This window comes from Chelativorans sp. YIM 93263 (assembly GCF_028767125.1).
Classification (GTDB): Bacteria; Pseudomonadota; Alphaproteobacteria; order Rhizobiales; family Rhizobiaceae; genus Chelativorans.
In genome coordinates, this window is record NZ_JAKCWP010000001.1 from 748,189 (window position 1) to 768,319 (window position 20,131).

Below are 20,131 nucleotides of genomic sequence, written 5' to 3' on the forward strand. Positions count from 1 at the left end.
GATCATGTACCGCTACGACGAATTCGACCATGCTTTTGTGAAAGCCCGCGTTGACCAGTTCCGCGATCAGGTGGAGCGGCGGCTCTCCGGCGGGTTGACGGAAGAGCAGTTCAAACCGCTCCGGCTGATGAACGGCGTTTACCTCCAGCTTCACGCCTATATGCTCAGGATCGCCATTCCCTATGGCACGCTGGCGCCCAGGCAGATGCGCATGCTGGCTCATGTCGCCCGCGACTACGACAAGGGATACGGCCACTTCACCACTCGGCAGAACCTGCAATTTCACTGGCCGGCTTTGAAGGACATTCCGGAAATCCTGAATAAGCTCGCTTCCGTCGAGATGCACTGCATCCAGACGAGCGGAAACTGCATCCGCAACGTGACCGCCGATCATTTTGCCGGGGCCGCTGCCGACGAAGTGGCCGATCCCCGTCCCTACGCCGAGATTCTGCGGCAATGGTCCTCTCTCCACCCGGAGTTTTCCTATCTGCCGCGCAAGTTCAAGATCGCGGTGACCGGGGCCGAGCGCGACCGCGCAGCCGTGCAGGTGCACGATATCGGCCTACATCTGAAGAAAAATGCCGCCGGCCGCCTCGGCTTCGCCGTTTATGTCGGGGGCGGGCTTGGCCGCACGCCGATGGTGGCAAAGAAGGTCCGCGAGTTCCTGCCCGAGGAAGATCTTCTGTCATACACGACCGCTATTCTGCGAGTGTACAATCTCCACGGCCGCCGGGACAACAAGTTCAAGGCGCGCATCAAGATACTGGTTCACGAAACCGGCACCGAAGAATTGACGGCACAGATCGAGAAGGAATTCGCGGCACTGAAGGAAAGCGAACTGAAGCTTCCCGAGGCGGATATCCGCGCAATCGATGCCTACTTCGAGCCGCCGGCGCTGCCGGCACGCCCGGAGGGCGACGCAGCCGTTGCGGAAGCGGCGGCGCGCGACAGCGGTTTTGCGGATTGGCTGCGACGTAATCTTCATACTCATAAAGATCCGAACTACGCATCCGTTACGATATCGCTGAAAGGTATCGGTGAGGTGCCGGGCGACATTTCTGCCGATCAGATGGATGCCGTGGCTGATTTGGCCGAACGCTACGGCTTCGATGAGATACGCGTCAGCCACGAGCAGAACCTTGTCCTGCCCCATGTCGCGCGCGCTGATCTCAAAGCCGTTTTTGATCGGCTGGTGGAAATCGGCCTGGCCACCGCCAATGCCGGCCTGGTGACCGACATCATTTCCTGCCCCGGCATGGATTACTGCGCGCTCGCCACGGCCCGGTCGATTCCCGTCGCGCAGCAGATTTCCACCCGCTTTGCCGAACAGGCAAGGCAAAACGATATCGGTGATCTGAAGATCAAGATCTCCGGCTGCATCAATGCCTGCGGCCACCACCATGTCGGCCATATCGGCATTCTGGGCCTCGAGAAGAAAGGTGTCGAATTCTACCAGGTGACCCTGGGCGGCTCCGGCGACGAAAATACGTCGATCGGTGAGATTGTCGGCCGCGGCTTCGGCGAAGATGAAATTGTTGGCGCCGTGGAAACCATCGTCGACACGTATCTCGCCCATCGCCAGGACAAGTCCGAAACCTTCCTCGCTGCCTATCGGCGGCTCGGGGTTACACCTTTCAAGGAGGCGCTTTATGGTGGCGAAGCCAAAGCTGCGTGACGCCGAGGTCGAAGCGCAGGAGCTCGCCCGCTCCCTGGATGCCCGCTTCGGGCACCTGGAGCCGGAAGCGATCATCGCGATTGCCGTCGGGCGCTTTCAGGACGCGGGGGGGATTGCCGCCGTTTCGTCCTTCGGGGCGGATTCGGCCGCGCTGCTGCACATGGTCTCGCGCCTGGACAGCGAGTTGCCGGTGCTGTTTCTCGACACGGGTCAGCATTTTGGTGAGACGCTCGACTATCGCAATCAGTTGGCCGACGATCTCGCCCTAAAAAACCTGCGGATCATTCATCCCCGGCAGGAGAACCTGGCGGCGAAGGATCCGAATGACGACCTGCACAAGTCCAATACGGATCTGTGCTGCGAAATCCGCAAGGTAGAGCCGATGGCCCGCGCGGTCGAACCCTACGCGGCGTGGTTCACGGGACGCAAGCGCTACCAGTCTGAGACGCGGGCGCAGATGCCCGTCTTCGAGGCGGTCGGCCCACGCATCCGCATCAATCCGCTTGCCCGCTGGACCACCGCCGATCAGGCGGCCTATATGCAGAGCCATGATCTCAGGCAGAATCCTCTGGTGGCCTTCGGCTACTTCTCCATCGGCTGCTTTCCCTGCACCGAGCCCGTGCAATCTGGCGAAGATGAGCGTAGCGGCCGCTGGGCGGGCTCCGCCAAGACCGAATGCGGCATTCACCTGCCGGGCCTCGAATCCCTGACATCCGCTGCTTGAGGACGAGCAATGAGCGCAAATGAGCACCAATTCAAGCCGCCGCTCTGGGCCGAGGATGGCTTTCGGGAAAACGAGTGGCGGCGCACCGACGAATCGGAAGCGCTGGAAATCGGTGAGAAGCTGATTCTCCCGCTGGAGATCTTTCTCGCTCTCGATCCCGCCACGCGCGAGAAGGCGGGCGGGCGCATCGGTGTCGAGGTGCTGCCGGGCGAGACGATCGATCGGCTCGTGCCGTACCTTGATCGATTGCCGCTTATCGCTCTTGCTTTCCCGGCCTATAATGACGGGCGCAGCTATTCCAAGGCACAGCTTTTGCGTTCCCGCTACGGCTATCGGGGTGAGTTGCGCGCCACGGGCGATGTGCTTTTCGATCAGGTCGCGCATATGCTGCGCTGCGGCTTCTCGACACTGGAGGTTACGCACGAACTGACACGTGCGCGCCTGGAAGCGGGTGACAATGGCGGCATTCCGCTTTACTACCAGCCAGCCACGCGCCCGGCTGCACGCGGCCGCTTTTCCTGGCGGCGTCTGTCGGATTCTGCCCTTTCCTGAGCCGAAGACCCTCCAAGAATTACAGTTTTGCATTATATTTGGCGCAAGGGGTGCAATTGGCGCGAAGAATGCGTATAATTCGCGCCTTCCCCGAGTCGCTCAAGTTCTAGCGGCTTCCGAGCCGGTGACGCGCCTTTAGCTGCGCCGGGCCGGGCTCGGCCATCGGAAACGCCAACGAAAGAAGGAAGAACATTGCAGGTAATCGTTCGTGACAACAATGTCGATCAGGCCCTCAAGGTCCTGAAAAAGAAAATGCAGCGCGAGGGCGTCTTCCGCGAAATGAAGTCCCGCCGCGCTTACGAAAAGCCCTCCGAGAAGCGCGCACGGCAGCATGCAGAGTCCATTCGCCGCGCCCGTAAGCTTGCCCGCAAGCAGGCCCAGCGCGAAGGTCTTCTGCCGAAGAAGAAGCGCGCAGCCTGAACTTTATAGAATTTCGTTCGTCGCCACTGCAACCTGATTTCGCCCGAGCGGGTATACCCGGCGCGCTGATGTCGGCCAGACCGGTAGTGCTCCTCACACCCCGCGCGGGCGCTGTTGCCTCGACAGAACACGCAAAAACCGGCTGACGGCGGGCGCCAGCCGGTTTTTTCTGTTTTAAAGTGGGATGCGTCCCTTTCGACGCGCTAAACGATGCTTCATCCTGCCGGTTGCCGCTTTATGCGAGCGTCAGGTAATTCCACTCCGGTCACCAGGAACCGGATTTGCCATCCACGAGGTGGATGATGGACGCGGGGCTGGAGATCCAATAGCCATCGAAATTCGGTCCCAGATCCTCAATCTCGTCACGGCGTACTATGCCGGCAGTCTCCAGATACTCAGCGGCCGATTTGGTATCTTCCGTGACCACCTCTAGCCACAGTTCCGCCTGGCTCATGCCCGGCGCCTTGTCGATCCACAGCTGGTTTGCCCCGAAACGGAAGCCAATGGCGGGCAGCAATTCCTTGATCTGCTCGAAACCGAGAATGTCCCGATAAAAGCGGACGGTCTCGTCATATTGATGGGGCGGCACTTTCATCGCGATGTTCCGCCCGCCTTCGAAGTTTGGTTTCATGCCTAGCGCTCCTATTGGTACATCATGATGAGGTTGCCGCAGGTGTCTTCAAACGTGGCCATCAGCGGCATGTTGTCTTGCATTCTGCGCGGTTCACCCCGGAACTTCACGCCGAGCGCTTTCATGCGCTCGTATTCGGCCTGGATGTCGTCGCAAGCGAAGGCGGTGAAGGCGATCTCCGATTCGAACAGTGCTTTCTGGTAGTCCCGGGCAAAAGGATATCCGATAGGCTCCAGAACGATTTCCGGGCCATCCGGGGCCGAGGGCGAGACGACGGTCAGCCATCGCGCGCCGCCAGCGGGGAAATCCTCTTTCTTCACGAAGCCAAGTACTTCGGTATAGAACTTCTCGGCCTTGGCCTGGTCGTCCACCAGAACGCTGGTGAGCTTTATGGATAACATGCGAACTCTTCCTTTCAGTCGGCGACATTTTCCGGATAGGGCGGGTGCATCGGCTGCTCGACACCATAGATGCCGGCGTTGCGCTGCATGGCCGTGTCGGACGGCTCCAGTTCCTCGCCGCGCAGCAGGGCACCGAGCAGGTCGAGGAATGTGTGCCAGCCCATGAGCGTATGGGGCTGGAACGGGTCGCCGATCGGTCTGTGCGTGAGGATGAGAAGGACCTCATCCCCCTGCGGCTTCAACTCGAATGTGAGGAAGGATTCGGGATAGGCCGAGTCCAGCCCCGGCCCGTCAGCAAGGTTCCAGGTGTAGGAAAGCAGGTGCGGCGGTCTCCATCGCGTGACGATGCCGCGGATATGGCCGTTGCCGAGATTCACGGCACCGCCTTCCCGCCCCTCGATCTCGTATGTCATCCCGCTTCCGCCGAACCACAAGGGCAGGTATTCGGACCGGGTCAGGTGTTCCCATACGCGCTCTACGGGACCAGGCAAAAGGCGTTCGAAGCGCACTGCCTTCTCCTCGATCAAGAGGCCCTTATCCGTCATGGGAAATCTCCTATTATTGCGCTGAGAAGCGTTGGCGGTACGCACCCTCGAACCCATCATGCGTGGACCAGAAGCCGCGTGGCTCGCGTCCGCTGAGGCGGTCGTCCAGAATGCCGAGATGCGCGTCCCAGCCGCTGGCCACGCTGACCATCGCCTCAGTGTCCGCAAGGCGCCGATGCGTCAGCACAAGGCGGACATCCCTGCCTTCGGGATAAAGCTCAAAGGTCACCTCGCTCGCGCCGTTGTCCCCCGGCCAGCGATAGGCGAGCACGCGCGGCGGATCGTATTCGGTGACCTCACCCGGCATAGCCGGGCTGGTCTCAAAATGCTTGTAGCGCTCAGGCGTGACCTCGGAGGAAAGCTCGTGATGGCGGAAGAGATGCTCCACCTTCCCGCCGGCGAAAAGCTCCATCTCGCCCGCGGCAAGCCATTGCCGGCGCTTATCCGATTGCGTCAGGTACTCCCAAAGCCGCTCGGCCGGACCCGGCAGGACCTTTTCGATGCGTACGGTATCGGGCGCCGTCCGTGTGCCGTGCAGAGTTGCGGGTTCCATCGGCATGTCATGCTCCTGAATGATCACTGCTCCTGCGACAGCAGGAGGTCCGACTGCGCCAGCATCGTGCTCCAGCCTTTCTTCGTCGGCTCGAGGTAGTCGGCCAGCGCGGCATCGATTTCGTGAGAAATGCTCGCGTGACAGCCCTCACCATCCGGCGTGATGGTCAGGGTCACGACCGAGCTATTCTCCTTCTCGTCCTTCGCCGAGGTGAACCAGGTGAACACGAGTTTTCGGGGGCGGTCGATTTCCCGATATGTGCCCCAATGCACCGCCTCACCCCCAGAACGCATATCGGAGAAGGTGAAGCCGCCGCCCACGCGCGGGTCGACTTCCACGCGGCGGATATCGCCCGGAAGGCCGAAATCCTGAAGGGCCATACGCATCCAAACCCTTATCTTTTCCGGATCGAGCCAAGCGTCGAACACCCGCTCCGGCGAAGCGGTGAAACGATGCGTAACGCGGGCGGTAATCGTCTTTCCCGTCATTTGCCCTTCTCCGTTTTGGCTTTTTCTTCGTCCTCGGCCCTGAGAAGCGCGTCGAGCGTATCCAGCCGCGTGCTCCAGAAGCGCTCGTAGTAGCGCAGCCAGGCCTCGGCCTCGGCGAGCCGGGCGGCCTCCAACTGGCAGTAATGGATGCGGCCCGCGACCCGCCGGCGCACAAGGCCGGCCTGCTCCAGCACCTTCACGTGCTTGGACGCGCCGGCGAACGACATGTCGAATGGCTCGGCCAGCGCCCCGATGCTGCGCTCGCCATCGGCCAGCTGGCGCAGCATGGCCCGGCGGGTGGAATCCGAGAGGGCGCGAAAGACAGAATCGAGAATAGCGGGTGAATGTTCAACCATGTGGTTGATAATATCGCTTGGCGGCGAATAGTCAACCATGCGGTTTAATTTCTTTCGAAAACTATGGTAAACGCCTTCGTAACGCCGCAACTCCGGGCGTTCTCGGCCATGTTTCCACTGCTTGTCCCCGACTAAAGTGTGTGTAGTTGTCGCGGAAGCGGGTTTGGAATTGACTTGCGGCCCCGGTTTTCCTTAACGTTCCGTTAAACAAGAAAAGAACAGAAAAATATATGGGTGCAGCTCATGGCTGTTGGGCGGGCGAGCGTTATCGCCACAATCGGATTCTGCATGGCTTTGATCGGCGCGGGAAGCAGCTCCGCATCAGGCCTCATGGCCACTGGCGGGCTGACCTCTCAGCCGATCGGCCACTTCCAGTTCTGCCAGGCTTCGCCGGATGATTGCAATGTACGCCCGCGCGACCGCGGGCCGTTGCAGGCGTCCAGCGCTATGTGGGACAAGATCCACAAGATCAATCTCGCGGTGAACAAGGCGGTCAAGCCGATGGAGGACTACGCGGTTTACGGCAAGGAGGAAGTCTGGGCTTACCCGATCGACGGCGTCGGCGACTGCGAGGACTATGTGCTGGAGAAGCGCCGACAGCTTCAGGCCGCAGGCATTTCGTTCTCCAATCTCTTGATCACCGTGGTGCGCAAGCCCGATGGCGAGGGCCATGCGGTGCTCACCGTACGCACGGACAATGGCGACTACATTCTCGATAATCTGAACGACGAGGCAAAGCTGTGGAGCCACACGGGCTACATGTTCCTCAAGCGCCAGGCGAGCAACCACACCGGCCGGTGGGTCAGCCTGCGCGACGAGAACAACCTGCTCGTCGGCTCGGTCAACTAACAAGACTTCCCGCCATCCGGAACACTCAAGCGGCGCCTCCCGGCGCCGCTTTCCTTGTGCGGTGATCACGGCATCCCTCCTCCTCGAGGAGAGGGCGCCTTCCGAATGCGAACGCGGAAGGCAGATAGGCCTGTCTCATCCGCGCCCGACGTCCCGCATCGAACCTCAAAACATGAGCATTCTACCAAGGCGGTGCTGGCACGCGCCCGGAGGGGTGCTCACCCTCCGCCGTCCTCGCTGGCCTCGCCGCTCGCGGCACTCGGATCTCCCCGGCGAGGTCCTGCCGAGGCGCGCGGGTCATCGTCGCGACGCCCGGCTTTCGCCTCGCCCTTGGTGGCTCCGCTGCACTCTGCGCCTCAGGATGCGGTGAAGGCATGCCTATTCGTTCCCGCGCGGTGGTCCGCCGGGGCTTGTCAAAGAACCCGTTCTCTGGTCGGCAAGAGCGGTATGGGAAGACGGGCGGCCAAAGCATCGCTCGTCTAGTAATAATCGTGCGACCCTCGGGCCGCCCGTCCGGCCGCTGTCCCGCGGTTGGCCGGTCACTCGGGCTTCTCTCTCCTTCCCGGCTGCACCCAATTAGGGGGTGGTCTTGGCCGGGCCGAAGAAGAAGCCCTAGCGGCTTCTCCGCGGCTGCCCGGCACCGTCTCTCACCCGGTGCCCGGTTTTTCCGGCGATGCTGTCTGTCACCCAGCACCCCGGCGCCGCCGGCCTGTTGCGGGCCCTCACATGCCTCCAGGTACCGGATCCCTGCAGGGGGAGGCTGCCGCCGCCCTCCCTGATCCCCGGTCCGGACCCGGTTCCCGCGAGGGCGATACCGAGCATGATATGAGCGGGCGGGAGCGCGGGGATAAAATTGGCGGAAAAAGTTCGAGAAAAATTCCGAGTGTGAACAAAAACAATGGTTTAGCGGTTCAGAAGAATCGCCGAGCAGCAATCTTTATCCCCGCCGGCCTGTATTGCGGCCCCGGCGACGGTTCGGGTTCGATGGCAAGGCGGACGCAGACCCAGGCTCCCCCACGGCTCACTAACTCAAGGCTGCTTCGGTCTTCCGTCCGCCACCGCATCCACATCAACAGCGGATCTTCAGGAAACCTCTTATTGAGGAATGGCTGCTATTCTTGCGTGGAACAAAGGGGAGGCCGACATGTCGGCACTGGCCATTGCCGAACGCGAACTCCAGATGCGCGTATTAGATAGTCTCGCCGCGATCGATGCGGCAGCTGATGCCTGGCGTGATCTCGAGGCGCGGTGCAATGACGAACTGACGTTCTTCCAGACGCTGTCCTGGTGCCGAAGCTGGGTTGCCGAATTTGCCTCCGATGGCCGAATCGAGCCGCATATCCGCACCGCGTGGCGTGGCGACAAGCTGGTGGCCATATGGCCACTCATGCGCACCAGCGGGCCGCTTGGCGTGCAGATGCTCGAAACGTTGGGCGATCCACATAGCCAGTACACGAACATGCTTTGCGATCCTGCCGATGACTGCTGCGCGGCAAGCAACATCCTCATGAAGGGACTTGCAGACGCCGGTCGCTGTGATGTCGCAGTTCTCAAGGCGGTGCCGAGAAGTTCGCAGCTGGGTCAGGCGCTCGCTACGCGGCATCGAGCCGACGCCGACTTCAACGAAGCCGCGATTCTCGACCTATCGCGCTTCGAATCGTCGGAGGCGTACACGAAAAGCCTTCGTAAACTCCAGAAGCGCAACCGCAACCGGCGGCGCAACCACCTTGCGCGACATGGTGAATTGACGTTCGAGGTTCTTTGGCCGAGCGATGCCGGCTATGCAGAGCGCCTGTCGACATGCATGGCCATGAAGCGGCGATGGCTTATGGAGACGGGCCGATACAGCGCCGGATTCGCCCTCGATGGGTACGAAGCCTTTCTGGCACAGCTCGATGGAGATGCATCGACTTGTACCGGCGCGTGCCTCTCCGTGCTTTCTTGTGGCGGGCGCGCAGTGGCGGTGGAACTCGGCTTCATCCTCAACCGGCACTACTATGCTTATATCGGTGGCTTTGACTGGGACCTGCGGTCACACTCGCCTGGCAAGGTCCAGATGGACATGACCGTCTGCTGGCTGATCGACAACGGGATAGCCGCATACGACCTGCTCGGGAACGTGGCGGATTACAAGCAGTCCTGGACCAACCGCACCGTGGCATTGTCGGCGCATACCATTCCCATGTCGTGGCGCGGGCAGCTTTTTGCGTCGGTCTGGCTCAACGGCCTGCGTCCGTTAGCAAAGCGCCTCTATACCCGTATTCCGGAAGCGTGGCGCCGAGTGGTGTTTGTGGGCCAGAGGCTGAGCGCCCTTGTCCTCTTTATCTGAAGCCGGCCGGTCGGGCGGCCTGCCCGACGCAGCATTGGCGTTCGCCATACGAGTTGCCAGCGCCGGATTGCTGTTTGGCCTCCAGGTGCTGTTGGCGCGGCTCATGCCAATCGACGGATATGGCGGCTTCGTCACGTTGTGGACCTGGCTTCTAGCCGTCGGCAGCTTCGGTGCGCTCGGCCTTGCGCAAGCCAGCGTTCGCTTCGTTCCTCGCTATCTGGCACGCGGGAGACGGCAAGCCGTCGGCGCGTTCTTCCGGGTCGGTTTCATCGCTGTCGCGCTCGGCTCTGTCGGGCTTTCGATCGTGGGGCTTTCGGCCTCAACGTTGCTTCCCGGAGACCTCGGCCTGATTGTCTTTCTGGTTGCGATGGGTCTCCCTTTCCTCGCGATGGAATATTATCTTGAGGGGATAGCGCGTGGGTTTGGCTGGTACCGTCTCACGACGATACCGATTTATATCATCCGTCCAATCCTTATCGGCAGCACAGCCCTGCTGCTTTCCGCTCTGGGGGTCGAATTGACCCTGCCAGTGGTTGGCGCTGTCGTTGTCGGCTCCATGGGCGTCATCACCTTGGGATTGGCGCTCGTCCTCCGGCGCCGGCTTGCGCCATATCGGCCGAATGCTGCGCCCACTCGCGCGGAGGCGAGTCTGTGGATCCGCGCGTCGCTGCCGCTATCGATCGTTTCAGGACTCGACGACCTGGTTATCTATGCCGATGTTCTGCTGATCAGCCTGATGCTGCCGTCGGAAGCCGTTGGAGTGTATTTCGCGGCAGCGCGGGTCCTGGCGCTCGCGAATTTCGTCTACTTTGCGATGTACCTGGTGGCTGGACGACGCTTCGCGCTCGATCTTGCTGCGCGTGACCGAAGCCGCCTGCAAAGCTCACTTCTGGAAACCAGCCGATTGATGTTCTGGCTAACGGCTCTAGCGGTGGGGGCAACCCTGCTCGCCGGGCCTCTGCTGCTCGCGGCATTTGGCCAGGCATTTGAGGACGGATACGGTGTGATGATCGTGCTCGGGGCCGGGATGATCGCGCGTGCGCTGGCGGGGCAGGCCGATGAAATGCTCATCGTCAGCGGTCGGCAGAAACAAGCAGCCTGGATACTCGCAGCGACTGTGGGCGTGAACCTTTCAATTTCCGCATTGCTGATACCGTGGCTCGGCATAATGGGTGCAGCCGTGGGTACCGCCATCGCCATGGCCACGCGATCCATGCTCGTCGCGTTTACCGTGTATCGGCTTGATGGCTTGCGAATCGTTTCGGTCGCCATTCCCTCGTTCGGTGCCGCAAAATCCTGAGATCTCTGGATAGCGGGAGATCAGAGTAGCGATGTCTTCGATCCAGTCCGCCCAGAGGTACCCTGAAAAGGATGCAGATACCCGTATCGAGTCCTTCAACGAAGACGTTCGAAGGAGCATGAGCGCCGCCTTCAGTCCCCCATCTTCAACGCCTGAATAAACGCCTCCTGCGGGATTTCCACCTTCCCGAACTGGCGCATCTTCTTCTTGCCTTCCTTCTGCTTCTCCAGAAGCTTGCGCTTGCGGGTGACGTCGCCGCCGTAGCATTTGGCCGTGACGTCCTTGCGCAGGGCCGAGATGGTCTCGCGGGCGATGACGCGGCCGCCGATGGCAGCCTGGATCGGAATCTTGAACATGTGCTGCGGGATGAGCTCTTTCAGCTTCTCGCACATGGTGCGGCCGCGCCGATCCGCCTGGGAGCGGTGGACGAGCATGGAGAGCGCGTCGACCGGCTCGTCATTGACGAGAATCTGCATCTTGACCAGATCGCCCGCCTCGTAGTCGGTGATTTGGTAATCGAAGCTGGCATAGCCTCTGCTGATGGATTTCAGCTTGTCGTAGAAATCGAAAACCACCTCGTTGAGCGGCAGGTCGTAGACCAGCATAGCGCGCGTGCCGGCATAGGAGAGATCCTTCTGGATGCCGCGCCGCTCCTGGCAGAGTTTCAGGATCGCGCCGAGATGATCGTCCGGCGTGAGGATGGTGGCGCGAATCCACGGCTCCTCGATGGAGGTGATCTTCATCACGTCCGGCATGTCGGCGGGATTGTGCAGCTCGATCGTCTCGCCGTCGATGAGGTTCATGCGGTAGACGACCGACGGCGCGGTGGCGATGAGATCGAGGTCGAACTCGCGGGTGAGCCGTTCCTGCACGATTTCGAGGTGGAGCAGGCCCAGGAAGCCGCAGCGGAAGCCGAAGCCGAGCGCGGCGGAGGTCTCCATTTCGTAGGAGAAGGAGGCGTCGTTGAGGCGCAGCTTGCCCATGGCGGCGCGCAGATCCTCGAAGTCGGCCGCATCGACCGGGAAAAGCCCGCAGAAGACGACAGGCTGGGCCGGCTTGAAGCCGGGCAGCATGTTTTCGGTGGGACGCTTGTCCTCGGTGATCGTGTCGCCCACGCGCGTGTCGGCCACATCCTTGATCGAGGCGGTGATGAAGCCGATCTCGCCGGGGCCTAGCGACTCGACCATGACCATCTTGGGCGTAATCACGCCGACGCGGTCGACCGGGTATTTTGCGTTCGTGCCCATCATGCGGATGGTCTGGCCCTTTTTCATCCGGCCGTTGATGATGCGCACCAGCACGATGACGCCGAGATAGGCGTCGTACCAGCTGTCGACGAGCAGCGCCTTCAGCGGCGCCTCGGGATCGCCTTCCTTCGGCGCGGGCAGGCGGGTGACGAGCGCTTCCAGCACCTCCTCCACGCCCTGGCCGGTCTTGGCGGAGATTTCCAGCGCATCGGAAGCGTCCAGCCCGATGACGTCCTCGATCTGCTGCTTGATGCGGTCGGGCTCGGCAGCCGGCAAATCCACCTTGTTGAGGACCGGCACGATCTCGTGGTCGTTGTCGAGCGCCTGATAGACGTTGGCGAGCGTCTGCGCCTCGACGCCTTGCGAGGCGTCGACGACGAGCAGCGAGCCTTCGCAGGCAGCCAGCGAGCGCGAGACCTCATAGGCGAAGTCGACATGGCCGGGCGTGTCGATGAGGTTCAGAACGTAATGCTGGCCGTCGCGCGCGTCATATTCCAGGCGAACGGTGTTGGCCTTGATGGTGATGCCGCGCTCGCGCTCGATGTCCATCGCGTCGAGGATCTGCTCCTTCATCTCGCGGTCTGCCAGAGAGCCGGTCATCTGGATCAGCCGGTCGGCAAGCGTCGACTTGCCGTGGTCGATATGCGCGACGATGGAGAAATTGCGGATACGTGAAATGGGTGTCTCAGTCATGAGCGGCATGTAGCAGCGCCGCCCGGCATCGGCAAGCTAGGATGGCGGGCGGAGGCTCAATCATAGCTCAGATGCGTCGCCTTCCCGCCGAAGACCCGATAGGCGTAGAGCGTGTAGCCGAGGATGATCGGCAGGACGATCACCGTACCGGCAAGTACGACCGCAAGACTGCTCGTCGCGGCGGCGGCTTGCCAGATGGTCAGCTGGTCGGGCACGACATAGGGATAGAAGGAATAGGCAAGGCCGACGAAGCCGAGCATGAAGACGAGCGCCAGCGCCACGAAGGGTTTCAGCGAGTTCGCATCCTCCGGCGCGGGCAGGCGGAAGGTCATGCGCCAAAGCCACAGAAACAGCGCCAGCGAGGCGAGCGGCAGTGGCGCCAGGGTCGCGATCTGCGGCCAGGAGAACCACTTGTCGAAGATGCGCGGGCTGGCGAGCGGGGTGGCAAGCGATACGGCGGCCAGCCCCGCGGCGGTGAAGACGAGTGCATAGCGCAGCCAGCGCACGGCCTTTCCCTGCAATGCGCCTTCGGTCTTGTAGATGAGCCAGGCCGAGCCCATGGCGGCATAGGCCGCCGCCAAACAGATCGCCACCAGGAGAGCGAAGAGTATGGCGGGTGGTCCCTGCTCCAGCCCGAGCACGTATATGCCGAGCATATAGCCCTGTGCCAGCGAGGCGAGGGCGGAGCCCGTGAAGAAGATGACGTTCCACCGATGCTTGCGGTGGATCGGCACCTTGGCGCGGAACTCGAAGGCCACGCCGCGCATAATGAGGCCGAAGAGCAGGAGGAAGACGGGGATGTAAAGCGCCGTCAGAATCGTCCCGTGGGCGAGCGGGAAAGCGACGAGGAGCACCCCGACGGCCAGCACGAGCCATGTCTCGTTCGCGTCCCAGAAAGGACCGATCGAGGCGATCATCATGTCCTTTTCGTCGTCACTCGCGGCGGGGAAAAGGATTCCGATGCCGAGATCGAACCCGTCGAGAGTGACGTAGAGCAGGATCGCAAGGCCCATGATGCCGGCGAAGACGAGGGGCAGGAGGGTCGGCCAGTCGAGGTTCATAGGCGCGCTCCAATGGTCAAGAATGAATCCACGGCTTTACTTCCCCGCCTGCATCGGTTGATCGAGCGGCCGGTCCTGGACAACAGGATCCGGCTGATCGTCGCCCTCCCGCGCGGCCTTCAGCGCAAGGTAGACGAGCACGCCGAGATAGACCACCAGAAGCACGGCATAGAGGGCGAGATAACCGGCCAGCGTGAACGCCACCTCCCCGCCAGCCAACGGCCCCACCGCATCCTCGGTCCGCATGACACCATGGACGAGCCAGGGCTGGCGTCCGATCTCGGTCGTGTACCAGCCGGCGAGCACCGCCACCCAGCCGGAAAATGCCATGGGCACCATGACATAGGCGAGCGGCGTGGGAAGGCGGCGGCGGCGGAAGACGAACCACGCGGCCGTCCAGGAGACAAGAAGCATAAGGACGCCGGTGCCCACCATTACGCGGAAGGCGAAGAAGACCGGCGCGACCGGCGGATGCTCGCCCTCAAACTGATTGAGACCCGGCACCACGCCCGAAGGGGTGTGGCGCAGGATAATGGAGGCGAGGTCCGGCACGTAGACTTCATAGAGGTTCTCGCGGGCCTCCTCGTCCGGCCAGGCGAACAGGACGAGCGGCCTGTTGCCGCCCGTTTCCCAATTGGCCTCCATGGCGGCTATCTTGGCCGGCTGATGTTCCAGCGTGTTGAGGCCATGCTGATCGCCGACGACGATCTGGATGGGGATGAGGATGGCGCCAAGCGCGACACCGGTGCGAAGTGTCTTCCACATGGACGCTGAGCGGTCGCCCATGAGATAGCGAAGCGCGGAGAGCCCGGAGACCAGGAAGGCCGCGGTCAGCCCCGATGCAAGCAGCATATGGGTGAGCCGATAGGGGAAGGAGGGATTGAAGATCACCTCCAGCCAGCTCGTGGCGTGGGCCACCCCGTCGCGCATTTCAAAGCCCGCCGGCGTCTGCATCCAGGAATTCAGCGCCAGAATCCAGAAGGCCGAAAGCGTGGTGCCGGCGGCGACGAGCACCGTGGCGAGCGTGTGGACACGGCGCGAGACGCGGCGGAAGCCGAAAAGCATGATACCGAGGAACACGGCTTCCAGGAAGAAGGCCGTCAGCACCTCATACGCGAGCAGCGGCCCGGCAATGTTGCCGACCGTCTCCATGTAGCCCGGCCAGTTGGTGCCGAACTGAAAACTCATTGTTACGCCCGAGACGACGCCGAGCGCGAAGGAAAGCGCAAACACCTTCACCCAGGTGAAATAGGCGTTCATCCAGGCATAGTCGCCCGTGCGGCTATAGCGCAGGCGGAAGAAGAGGAGAATCCAGCCAAGCGAGATCGTGATCGATGGAAAGAGGATATGGAACGAAATGTTCGTCCCGAATTGAATGCGCGACAGCAGAAGTGGGTCCATATGGATTCCCCCGGCATCAGACAGGTGTCAAGGTAGTCCTCGCGGAGGTCGCGGTCAAAGCGGCGCCCGGTCGCTGCGGCAAGCCGCCGCCTTGTCGGGGCTTTGGTTCCAGTCGCGGCGCACGAAAGGGCGGTAAAGCTAGGTCCCCGTCTTCGCCTGAATTGTCTCTTCGCCGTCTTCCCCGTCAGTTTTCTTCGGGTCCCACTGCAGGACCTTGTAGTCGAAGCCGAAGGCGAGCGTTGGCTTGATTACCTGGAAATACGGCGAAAGGTCGAAATCGCGCGGTGTATAGAGCGAGTGGTGTCGAGTTTGCAGGATTTCCCTGCGTGAATAGGTGGACTCGGCGAAGGCCTGGCCGGGGGCGGGCCGTACCCGCGGCAAAATGGGATAGCGCACCGATTGGAATGCCTGCGCAATCAGCGACGAACAGATTGCCCGGGTCGGATCGCCAGACCCAAAGGCCAGCATCTGCCGCCGATAGCGCACCGGCACCGGCGGGCGCGGCAGGAAATAGCGCAGGAGATCGAAGATGTTTCGCATGTCGTATTTCAGGCCGAGGCGCTCCACCATAAAGGTAATGATGGCGTCGCGGTCATCCGGCGTCAGCCCGCTCGGTCGGCAGATGCGGGTGTTGTAAGTCTTGTATTTCGAGAGCGGTACCGCCACGCAGCCCTCGCCAAGGTTCACCTCCACGAGGCGCGGGCGCTCGCTTCCGTCCGCGGGCTGGGGCAGGGCGTCGCCGATGAAGATCGCGGCATGGCTCCATGTCGACTGGGTCAGGTACTTGACCACGGCGGAAACGTGCTGATTGCCCTCGACAAGAAGGATATCGCCCGGCTGCAAGGTACGATGAAGCGTTTCGGGGTCGGACGGCGTATAGGGCCGGTATCCGGATGATTCCGCCTGGAGACGCCGTGCCAAAAAACGCCCCAGGCGATCCAGAAGAGTGTCGGTCTGCTCGCTCATTTGCTCCGCTGAATCCCTCGTCCAAAGTGAGCCATTGAACCGTGCCGAACAGAACGACGCAAGGGGGATTGACTTTAATCAATCGATTGATTAAACAAGAGCATGAGCGAGAACAGGCAGAACAGAATGGACAAGCCGCGGCGCCTGTCAGGCGCTGAACGCACCCGTGAGGCCTTGATTCATGCAGGTCTGAGGCTCTTCGGCAGCCACGGGTTCGAAGCGACCTCGACCCGCGCACTGGCGTCCGAAGCCGGGGCGAACATCGGATCGATCGCCTATCATTTCGGTGGCAAGGACGGGCTGCACGCCGCCTGCGCCGAATACATCGTGGACATGATCTCGCTGGTGGCTGAAGGCGCATTCGGCGAAATTGCCGCACCGCGCGAAGACGTTGGTCCCGAAGAAGCGAGAGCGCAGCTCGCGCAAACGCTCGACGCGATGGTGAGCTTCATCGTCGCGAGGCCCGAGGCAGGCGAGATCGTGCAATTCGTGCTGCGCGAGCTCACACATCCCACCGGCGCGCTGGACACGATTTACACCGGAGTTTTCGAACCGGTGCATATGCGCCTCTGTGCCCTTTGGGCGGCGGCAACGGGCGAGCCCGCCGAAAGCGAAAACACGAAGATCACCGTTTTCACAATGATCGGGCAGGTCGTCTACTTCAGGATTGCCCGTGAGCCTGTGATGCGCCGAATGGGCTGGAAAACAATCGGCGCACGCGAGTCGTCGAAGGTTGTATACATTGCATCCAGCAACCTGAAGGCGATACTCGATTCGCGGAGGCGGACCTCATGAGCATGCTTTGCGCTATGCCGTTCATCGGGCTTCTCTTTTCCGCATGCGCTGTGCCGCAGCCGCTGGCGGTCGGCTATGTCGAGGGAGAGTATGTATTGCTCGCTCCCATTGAGGCGGGGCAGGTGCAGGCGGTGAATGTGCGGCGTGGAGACCGGGTCGAGGCGGGCGACACAATTGCCAGGCTCGAGCAGAAGGAGGTCGAGATCGCGGTCGCGCAGGCCCAGGCTACCCTTGCCGAGGCCGAAGCGCAGCTTGCCAATCTCAAGCAGGGCAAGCGGAAGGAGGAGATAGCGGTTCTCGAAGCTGCACTGTCCTCGGCCGAGGCGCAGCAATCAGAGGCGCAACGTGTGTTATCTCGCACGCAGAACCTTTTCGACCGGGGCACCGCCACCCAGGCACAGCTGGACCAGGCCCAGACGGACGTCGACATGGCTGAAGCGCGCATCGGCGAGGCCAAGGCCAATCTGGCGGTCTCACGGCTTCCCGCGCGTCCGCAGGAGATCAAGGCCGCGGAAGATCGGCGCGAACAGGCCAAGGCCGCCCTCGAACAAGCGAAGTGGCGGCTGTCGGAGCGCGTCATCGAGGCGCCCGCCAAGGGGCGCATAGACGATATCATCCGCAATCCGGGTGATCTGGCCGGTCCCTCGGCGCCGATTGTCTCGATGCTGCCCGACGGAGCGGTGAAGCTGAAGCTTTACTTGCCGGAGCCCGATTTCTCGGAAGTGAAAGTGGGAACATTGCTCGATGTGCGCTGCGATGGGTGCCCCGATGGGCTCCGTGCACGCGTCTCCTATGTCTCGCCCGACCCGGAGTTCACGCCCCCGGTGATCTACTCGCTGGAAATGCGGCAGAAGCTGGTTTTCCTCATCGAGGCGGAGCCTGTCGGCGAGGCGGCCGAACGGCGGCTGCAGCCGGGGCAGATTGTGGACGTGGCAATTGTCGAAGAGCGAACAGGGAGTAGCGGATAAGTCTGTGCGGTGCATCTGACTTCCGCCAACTCGCTGTTCCCTCTCTTGGAGAGATCGATGCACGCAATCGACGTTCAGGGCCTCGTGAAGCGCTTCGGCGACAAGACTGTTGTCGATAATGTTTCGATGAAGGTCGAGGCCGGCGAGATCGTCGGTTTCCTCGGCCCCAACGGCTCGGGCAAAACGACCACGATCCGCATGATGTGCGGCCTTCTGACGCCGGACGAGGGCGAAGGGCGGGTCTTGGGTTTCGATCTGCGGAAGGAGCCGCTCAAGATCAAGCGCGAAGTCGGGTACATGACCCAGCGATTCTCCTTCTACGAAGACCTGACGATTGCCGAAAACCTCGATTTCGTTGCCCGTCTCTACGATTTGAGACCGGCGCGCGAGCATGTCGACCGCACGTTGGAGGATCTCGGCCTGACCAGTCGCCGCAATCAGCTTGCCGGAACCCTGTCGGGCGGATGGAAGCAGCGGCTGGCACTCGCCGCCTGCATCATGCACCATCCGAAGCTACTTCTGCTGGATGAACCTACGGCGGGTGTTGATCCCAAGGCACGGCGCGATTTCTGGGACGAGATTCACCGGCTGGCGGCCGATGGTCTGACCGTTCTGGTCTCCACCCACTACATGGACGAGGCGGAGCGCTGTCACCGTATCAGCTACATCTCCTATGGAAAGATGCTGGCCGGCGGCACGGTTTCGGAGGTGGTGCGCGATGCCGGGCTGACGACCTTCTTTGTCGAAGGTCCGGGGTTGGAGCGCATGGCGGGCGAAATCGCCGCGCTCCCCGGCGTCGATCAGGTCGCTCCCTTTGGGGCCACGCTCCATGTGGTCGGCTCTGACGAGAACGCTTTGCGCAAGGCCCTTGCGGAAATTGAGACCCGCCCCGGCATGACGGTCACCCGCGGCGAAACGAGCCTTGAGGACGTGTTCATCCAGTTCATGGCCCAGTCGACGGACAATATGGCATGAAACGCTTCTTCTCCCCCGTGCGGCTGCGTGCGCTGCTCACGAAGGAATTCATCCAGATGCGGCGCGACCGCATCACCTTCGGCATGATGCTGGGCGTGCCCCTCATGCAGCTTGTGCTGTTCGGCTATGCGATCAACAGCGACCCAAAAGAACTACCGGCCGCCCTCGTCGCCACGAGCCAGGACCGCTACACGCGCGCCATGGTCTCGGCGCTGGAGATGACCGACTATTACCGCTTCAACCATGTGGTCGGGAGCGCGGCGGAGGCCGAGGCGCTGATCGAAAGCGGTGAGGTGCTCTTCATCGTCACGATCCCTTCGGATTTCGCCCGCAAGGTGGATCGTGGGGAACGTGCGCAAATCCTCATCGAGGCGGACGCAACCGATCCTTCCGCGGCGAGCGGCGCGATATCGACTCTCGGCACGGTGGCAAGCCGGGCGCTCAAGCGCGAGCGCGGCGTTCCCGCGAGCCAGGCGGATGCGGACGAGGGTCTCGATGTCATCGTGCATCGCCGCTACAACCCCGACGGCGTCTCGCAATACAATATCGTTCCCGGCCTGCTCGGTGTCATCCTGCAGATGACGATGGTGATGATGACCTCGATTGCGCTGACCCGCGAGCGCGAGCGCGGCACGATGGAAAACCTGCTCGCCATGCCGGCCAGCCCTCTTGAAATCATGCTTGGCAAGATCCTGCCTTATTTCGTTGTCGGCGCCGTCCAGGTCGCCGTGGTGCTCGCCGCCTCGCGCCTGCTCTTCGGGATTCCCTTCGTGGGGAGCGTCACGTTGTTGCTTTCGGCAGTCTTCATCTTCGTCATGGCGCTGGTGCTCTTGGGCTATACGATCTCCACCGTCGCCCGCACGCAGATGCAGGCGCTGCAATTGACCTTCTTCTTTTTCCTGCCTTCGATCCTGCTGTCCGGCTTCATGTTCCCGTTCCGGGGGATGCCGGTATGGGCACAGTGGATCGGAGAAATCTTCCCGCTCACCCACTTTCTGCGCGTCATCCGGGCCGTGATGCTGAAGGGGGCGGAGCTTTCTGCGGTCGCTCTCGAAACGTCCGTGCTCGCCCTCTTCATTCTTGCCTATGCGGCGATCGCGCTGATGCGCTTCCGCAGGACGCTGGATTGAGCTCTCGCCTTGACGCCTCACAAGCGCCGTCATAGTTTAGAATAGTTCTAAACTAACTGGACTCCGTGCGTC

The 20,131-nt window shown here is 61.9% G+C and carries 21 protein-coding genes; 11 read left to right on the plus strand and 10 right to left on the minus strand.

Features of this window, described 5'->3' with window-relative positions; genetic code table 11:
• Positions 1-4 precede the first annotated feature (4 nt).
• From LY631_RS03655 to rpsU, 4 genes are all read left to right on the plus strand, one after another.
• Positions 5-1,675, plus strand: a complete 1,671-nt coding sequence (locus LY631_RS03655) for a nitrite/sulfite reductase (protein ID WP_274423746.1) — start codon at positions 5-7, stop codon at positions 1,673-1,675.
• Complete coding sequence (locus LY631_RS03660) at positions 1,650-2,399, plus strand: phosphoadenylyl-sulfate reductase (protein WP_274423747.1); 750 nt, start codon at positions 1,650-1,652, stop codon at positions 2,397-2,399. The genes LY631_RS03655 and LY631_RS03660 overlap by 26 nt, the downstream gene beginning before the upstream one ends.
• Positions 2,400-2,408: 9 nt before the next feature.
• Entirely contained in the window at positions 2,409-2,951 is a 543-nt protein-coding gene (locus LY631_RS03665) for a DUF934 domain-containing protein (RefSeq protein WP_274423748.1), read from the plus strand.
• Positions 2,952-3,143: 192 nt separating this feature from the next.
• Positions 3,144-3,371 (plus strand): 30S ribosomal protein S21, encoded by a 228-nt coding sequence (gene rpsU, locus LY631_RS03670; RefSeq protein WP_274423749.1) that lies wholly within the window; start codon positions 3,144-3,146, stop codon positions 3,369-3,371.
• A 265-nt stretch (positions 3,372-3,636) separates the two neighbouring features.
• Here the strand turns inward: rpsU and LY631_RS03675 are convergent, their stop codons facing one another.
• The 6 genes from LY631_RS03675 to LY631_RS03700 are packed head-to-tail and all read right to left on the minus strand — an operon-like array spanning position 3,637 to position 6,384.
• Positions 3,637-4,002 carry a VOC family protein gene (locus LY631_RS03675; RefSeq protein ID WP_274423750.1) on the minus strand — a complete coding sequence of 122 codons (366 nt, stop codon included), beginning with the start codon at positions 4,000-4,002 and terminating at the stop codon, positions 3,637-3,639.
• A gap of 11 nt (positions 4,003-4,013) precedes the next feature.
• The gene (locus LY631_RS03680) at positions 4,014-4,403 is read right to left on the minus strand and encodes a VOC family protein (RefSeq protein WP_274423751.1); all 390 of its coding nucleotides are present in this window, start codon (positions 4,401-4,403) and stop codon (positions 4,014-4,016) included.
• Positions 4,404-4,417: 14 nt separating this feature from the next.
• Positions 4,418-4,948, minus strand: coding sequence for an SRPBCC family protein (locus LY631_RS03685; protein WP_274423752.1), 531 nt, complete (start codon positions 4,946-4,948; stop codon positions 4,418-4,420).
• Positions 4,949-4,961: 13 nt separating this feature from the next.
• Positions 4,962-5,507 (minus strand): SRPBCC family protein, encoded by a 546-nt coding sequence (locus LY631_RS03690; protein ID WP_274423753.1) that lies wholly within the window; start codon positions 5,505-5,507, stop codon positions 4,962-4,964.
• A gap of 17 nt (positions 5,508-5,524) precedes the next feature.
• Entirely contained in the window at positions 5,525-5,989 is a 465-nt protein-coding gene (locus tag LY631_RS03695; RefSeq protein WP_274423754.1) for an SRPBCC family protein, read from the minus strand.
• Entirely contained in the window at positions 5,986-6,384 is a 399-nt protein-coding gene (locus LY631_RS03700) for an ArsR/SmtB family transcription factor (RefSeq protein ID WP_274423755.1), read from the minus strand. The genes LY631_RS03695 and LY631_RS03700 overlap by 4 nt, the downstream gene beginning before the upstream one ends.
• Before the next feature lie 249 nt (positions 6,385-6,633).
• On the opposite strand from LY631_RS03700, the gene LY631_RS03705 reads away from it, so the two are divergent.
• The 3 genes from LY631_RS03705 (at position 6,634) to LY631_RS03715 (ending at position 10,823) form a co-directional block, all read left to right on the plus strand.
• A complete protein-coding gene (locus LY631_RS03705; protein ID WP_274423756.1) occupies positions 6,634-7,194 on the plus strand; it encodes a transglutaminase-like cysteine peptidase in 561 nt (186 codons plus the stop codon).
• A gap of 1,105 nt (positions 7,195-8,299) precedes the next feature.
• Positions 8,300-9,523 carry a GNAT family N-acetyltransferase gene (locus LY631_RS03710; protein WP_274423757.1) on the plus strand — a complete coding sequence of 408 codons (1,224 nt, stop codon included), beginning with the start codon at positions 8,300-8,302 and terminating at the stop codon, positions 9,521-9,523.
• Positions 9,507-10,823, plus strand: coding sequence for an oligosaccharide flippase family protein (locus LY631_RS03715; protein WP_274423758.1), 1,317 nt, complete (start codon positions 9,507-9,509; stop codon positions 10,821-10,823). Before LY631_RS03710 ends, LY631_RS03715 begins: the two co-directional genes overlap by 17 nt.
• A 131-nt stretch (positions 10,824-10,954) precedes the next feature.
• Here the strand turns inward: LY631_RS03715 and lepA are convergent, their stop codons facing one another.
• The 4 genes from lepA to LY631_RS03735 form a co-directional block, all read right to left on the minus strand.
• On the minus strand, positions 10,955-12,763 hold the full coding sequence (gene lepA / locus LY631_RS03720) for a translation elongation factor 4 (protein WP_274423891.1): 1,809 nt from the start codon (positions 12,761-12,763) through the stop codon (positions 10,955-10,957).
• 56 nt (positions 12,764-12,819) lie between these two features.
• A complete protein-coding gene (locus LY631_RS03725; RefSeq protein WP_274423759.1) occupies positions 12,820-13,824 on the minus strand; it encodes a cytochrome d ubiquinol oxidase subunit II in 1,005 nt (334 codons plus the stop codon).
• A 36-nt stretch (positions 13,825-13,860) separates the two neighbouring features.
• Positions 13,861-15,225: a cytochrome ubiquinol oxidase subunit I gene (locus LY631_RS03730; protein ID WP_274423760.1), complete on the minus strand. Its 1,365-nt coding sequence runs from the start codon at positions 15,223-15,225 to the stop codon at positions 13,861-13,863.
• A gap of 138 nt (positions 15,226-15,363) precedes the next feature.
• A complete protein-coding gene (locus LY631_RS03735) occupies positions 15,364-16,191 on the minus strand; it encodes a lipo-like protein (protein WP_274423761.1) in 828 nt (275 codons plus the stop codon).
• 126 nt (positions 16,192-16,317) lie between these two features.
• Between LY631_RS03735 and LY631_RS03740 the strand changes: the two genes are divergently transcribed.
• Genes LY631_RS03740 through LY631_RS03755 form a run of 4 tightly spaced genes read left to right on the plus strand, consistent with a single transcriptional unit; the run spans position 16,318 to position 20,059 of the window.
• Positions 16,318-16,986 (plus strand): CerR family C-terminal domain-containing protein, encoded by a 669-nt coding sequence (locus LY631_RS03740; RefSeq protein WP_274423762.1) that lies wholly within the window; start codon positions 16,318-16,320, stop codon positions 16,984-16,986.
• Positions 16,983-17,954, plus strand: coding sequence for an HlyD family secretion protein (locus LY631_RS03745; RefSeq protein WP_274423763.1), 972 nt, complete (start codon positions 16,983-16,985; stop codon positions 17,952-17,954). Before LY631_RS03740 ends, LY631_RS03745 begins: the two co-directional genes overlap by 4 nt.
• Positions 17,955-18,011: 57 nt before the next feature.
• Positions 18,012-18,929, plus strand: a complete 918-nt coding sequence (locus LY631_RS03750; RefSeq protein ID WP_274423764.1) for an ABC transporter ATP-binding protein — start codon at positions 18,012-18,014, stop codon at positions 18,927-18,929.
• A complete protein-coding gene (locus LY631_RS03755; protein WP_274423765.1) occupies positions 18,926-20,059 on the plus strand; it encodes an ABC transporter permease in 1,134 nt (377 codons plus the stop codon). Before LY631_RS03750 ends, LY631_RS03755 begins: the two co-directional genes overlap by 4 nt.
• Positions 20,060-20,131 lie beyond the last annotated feature (72 nt).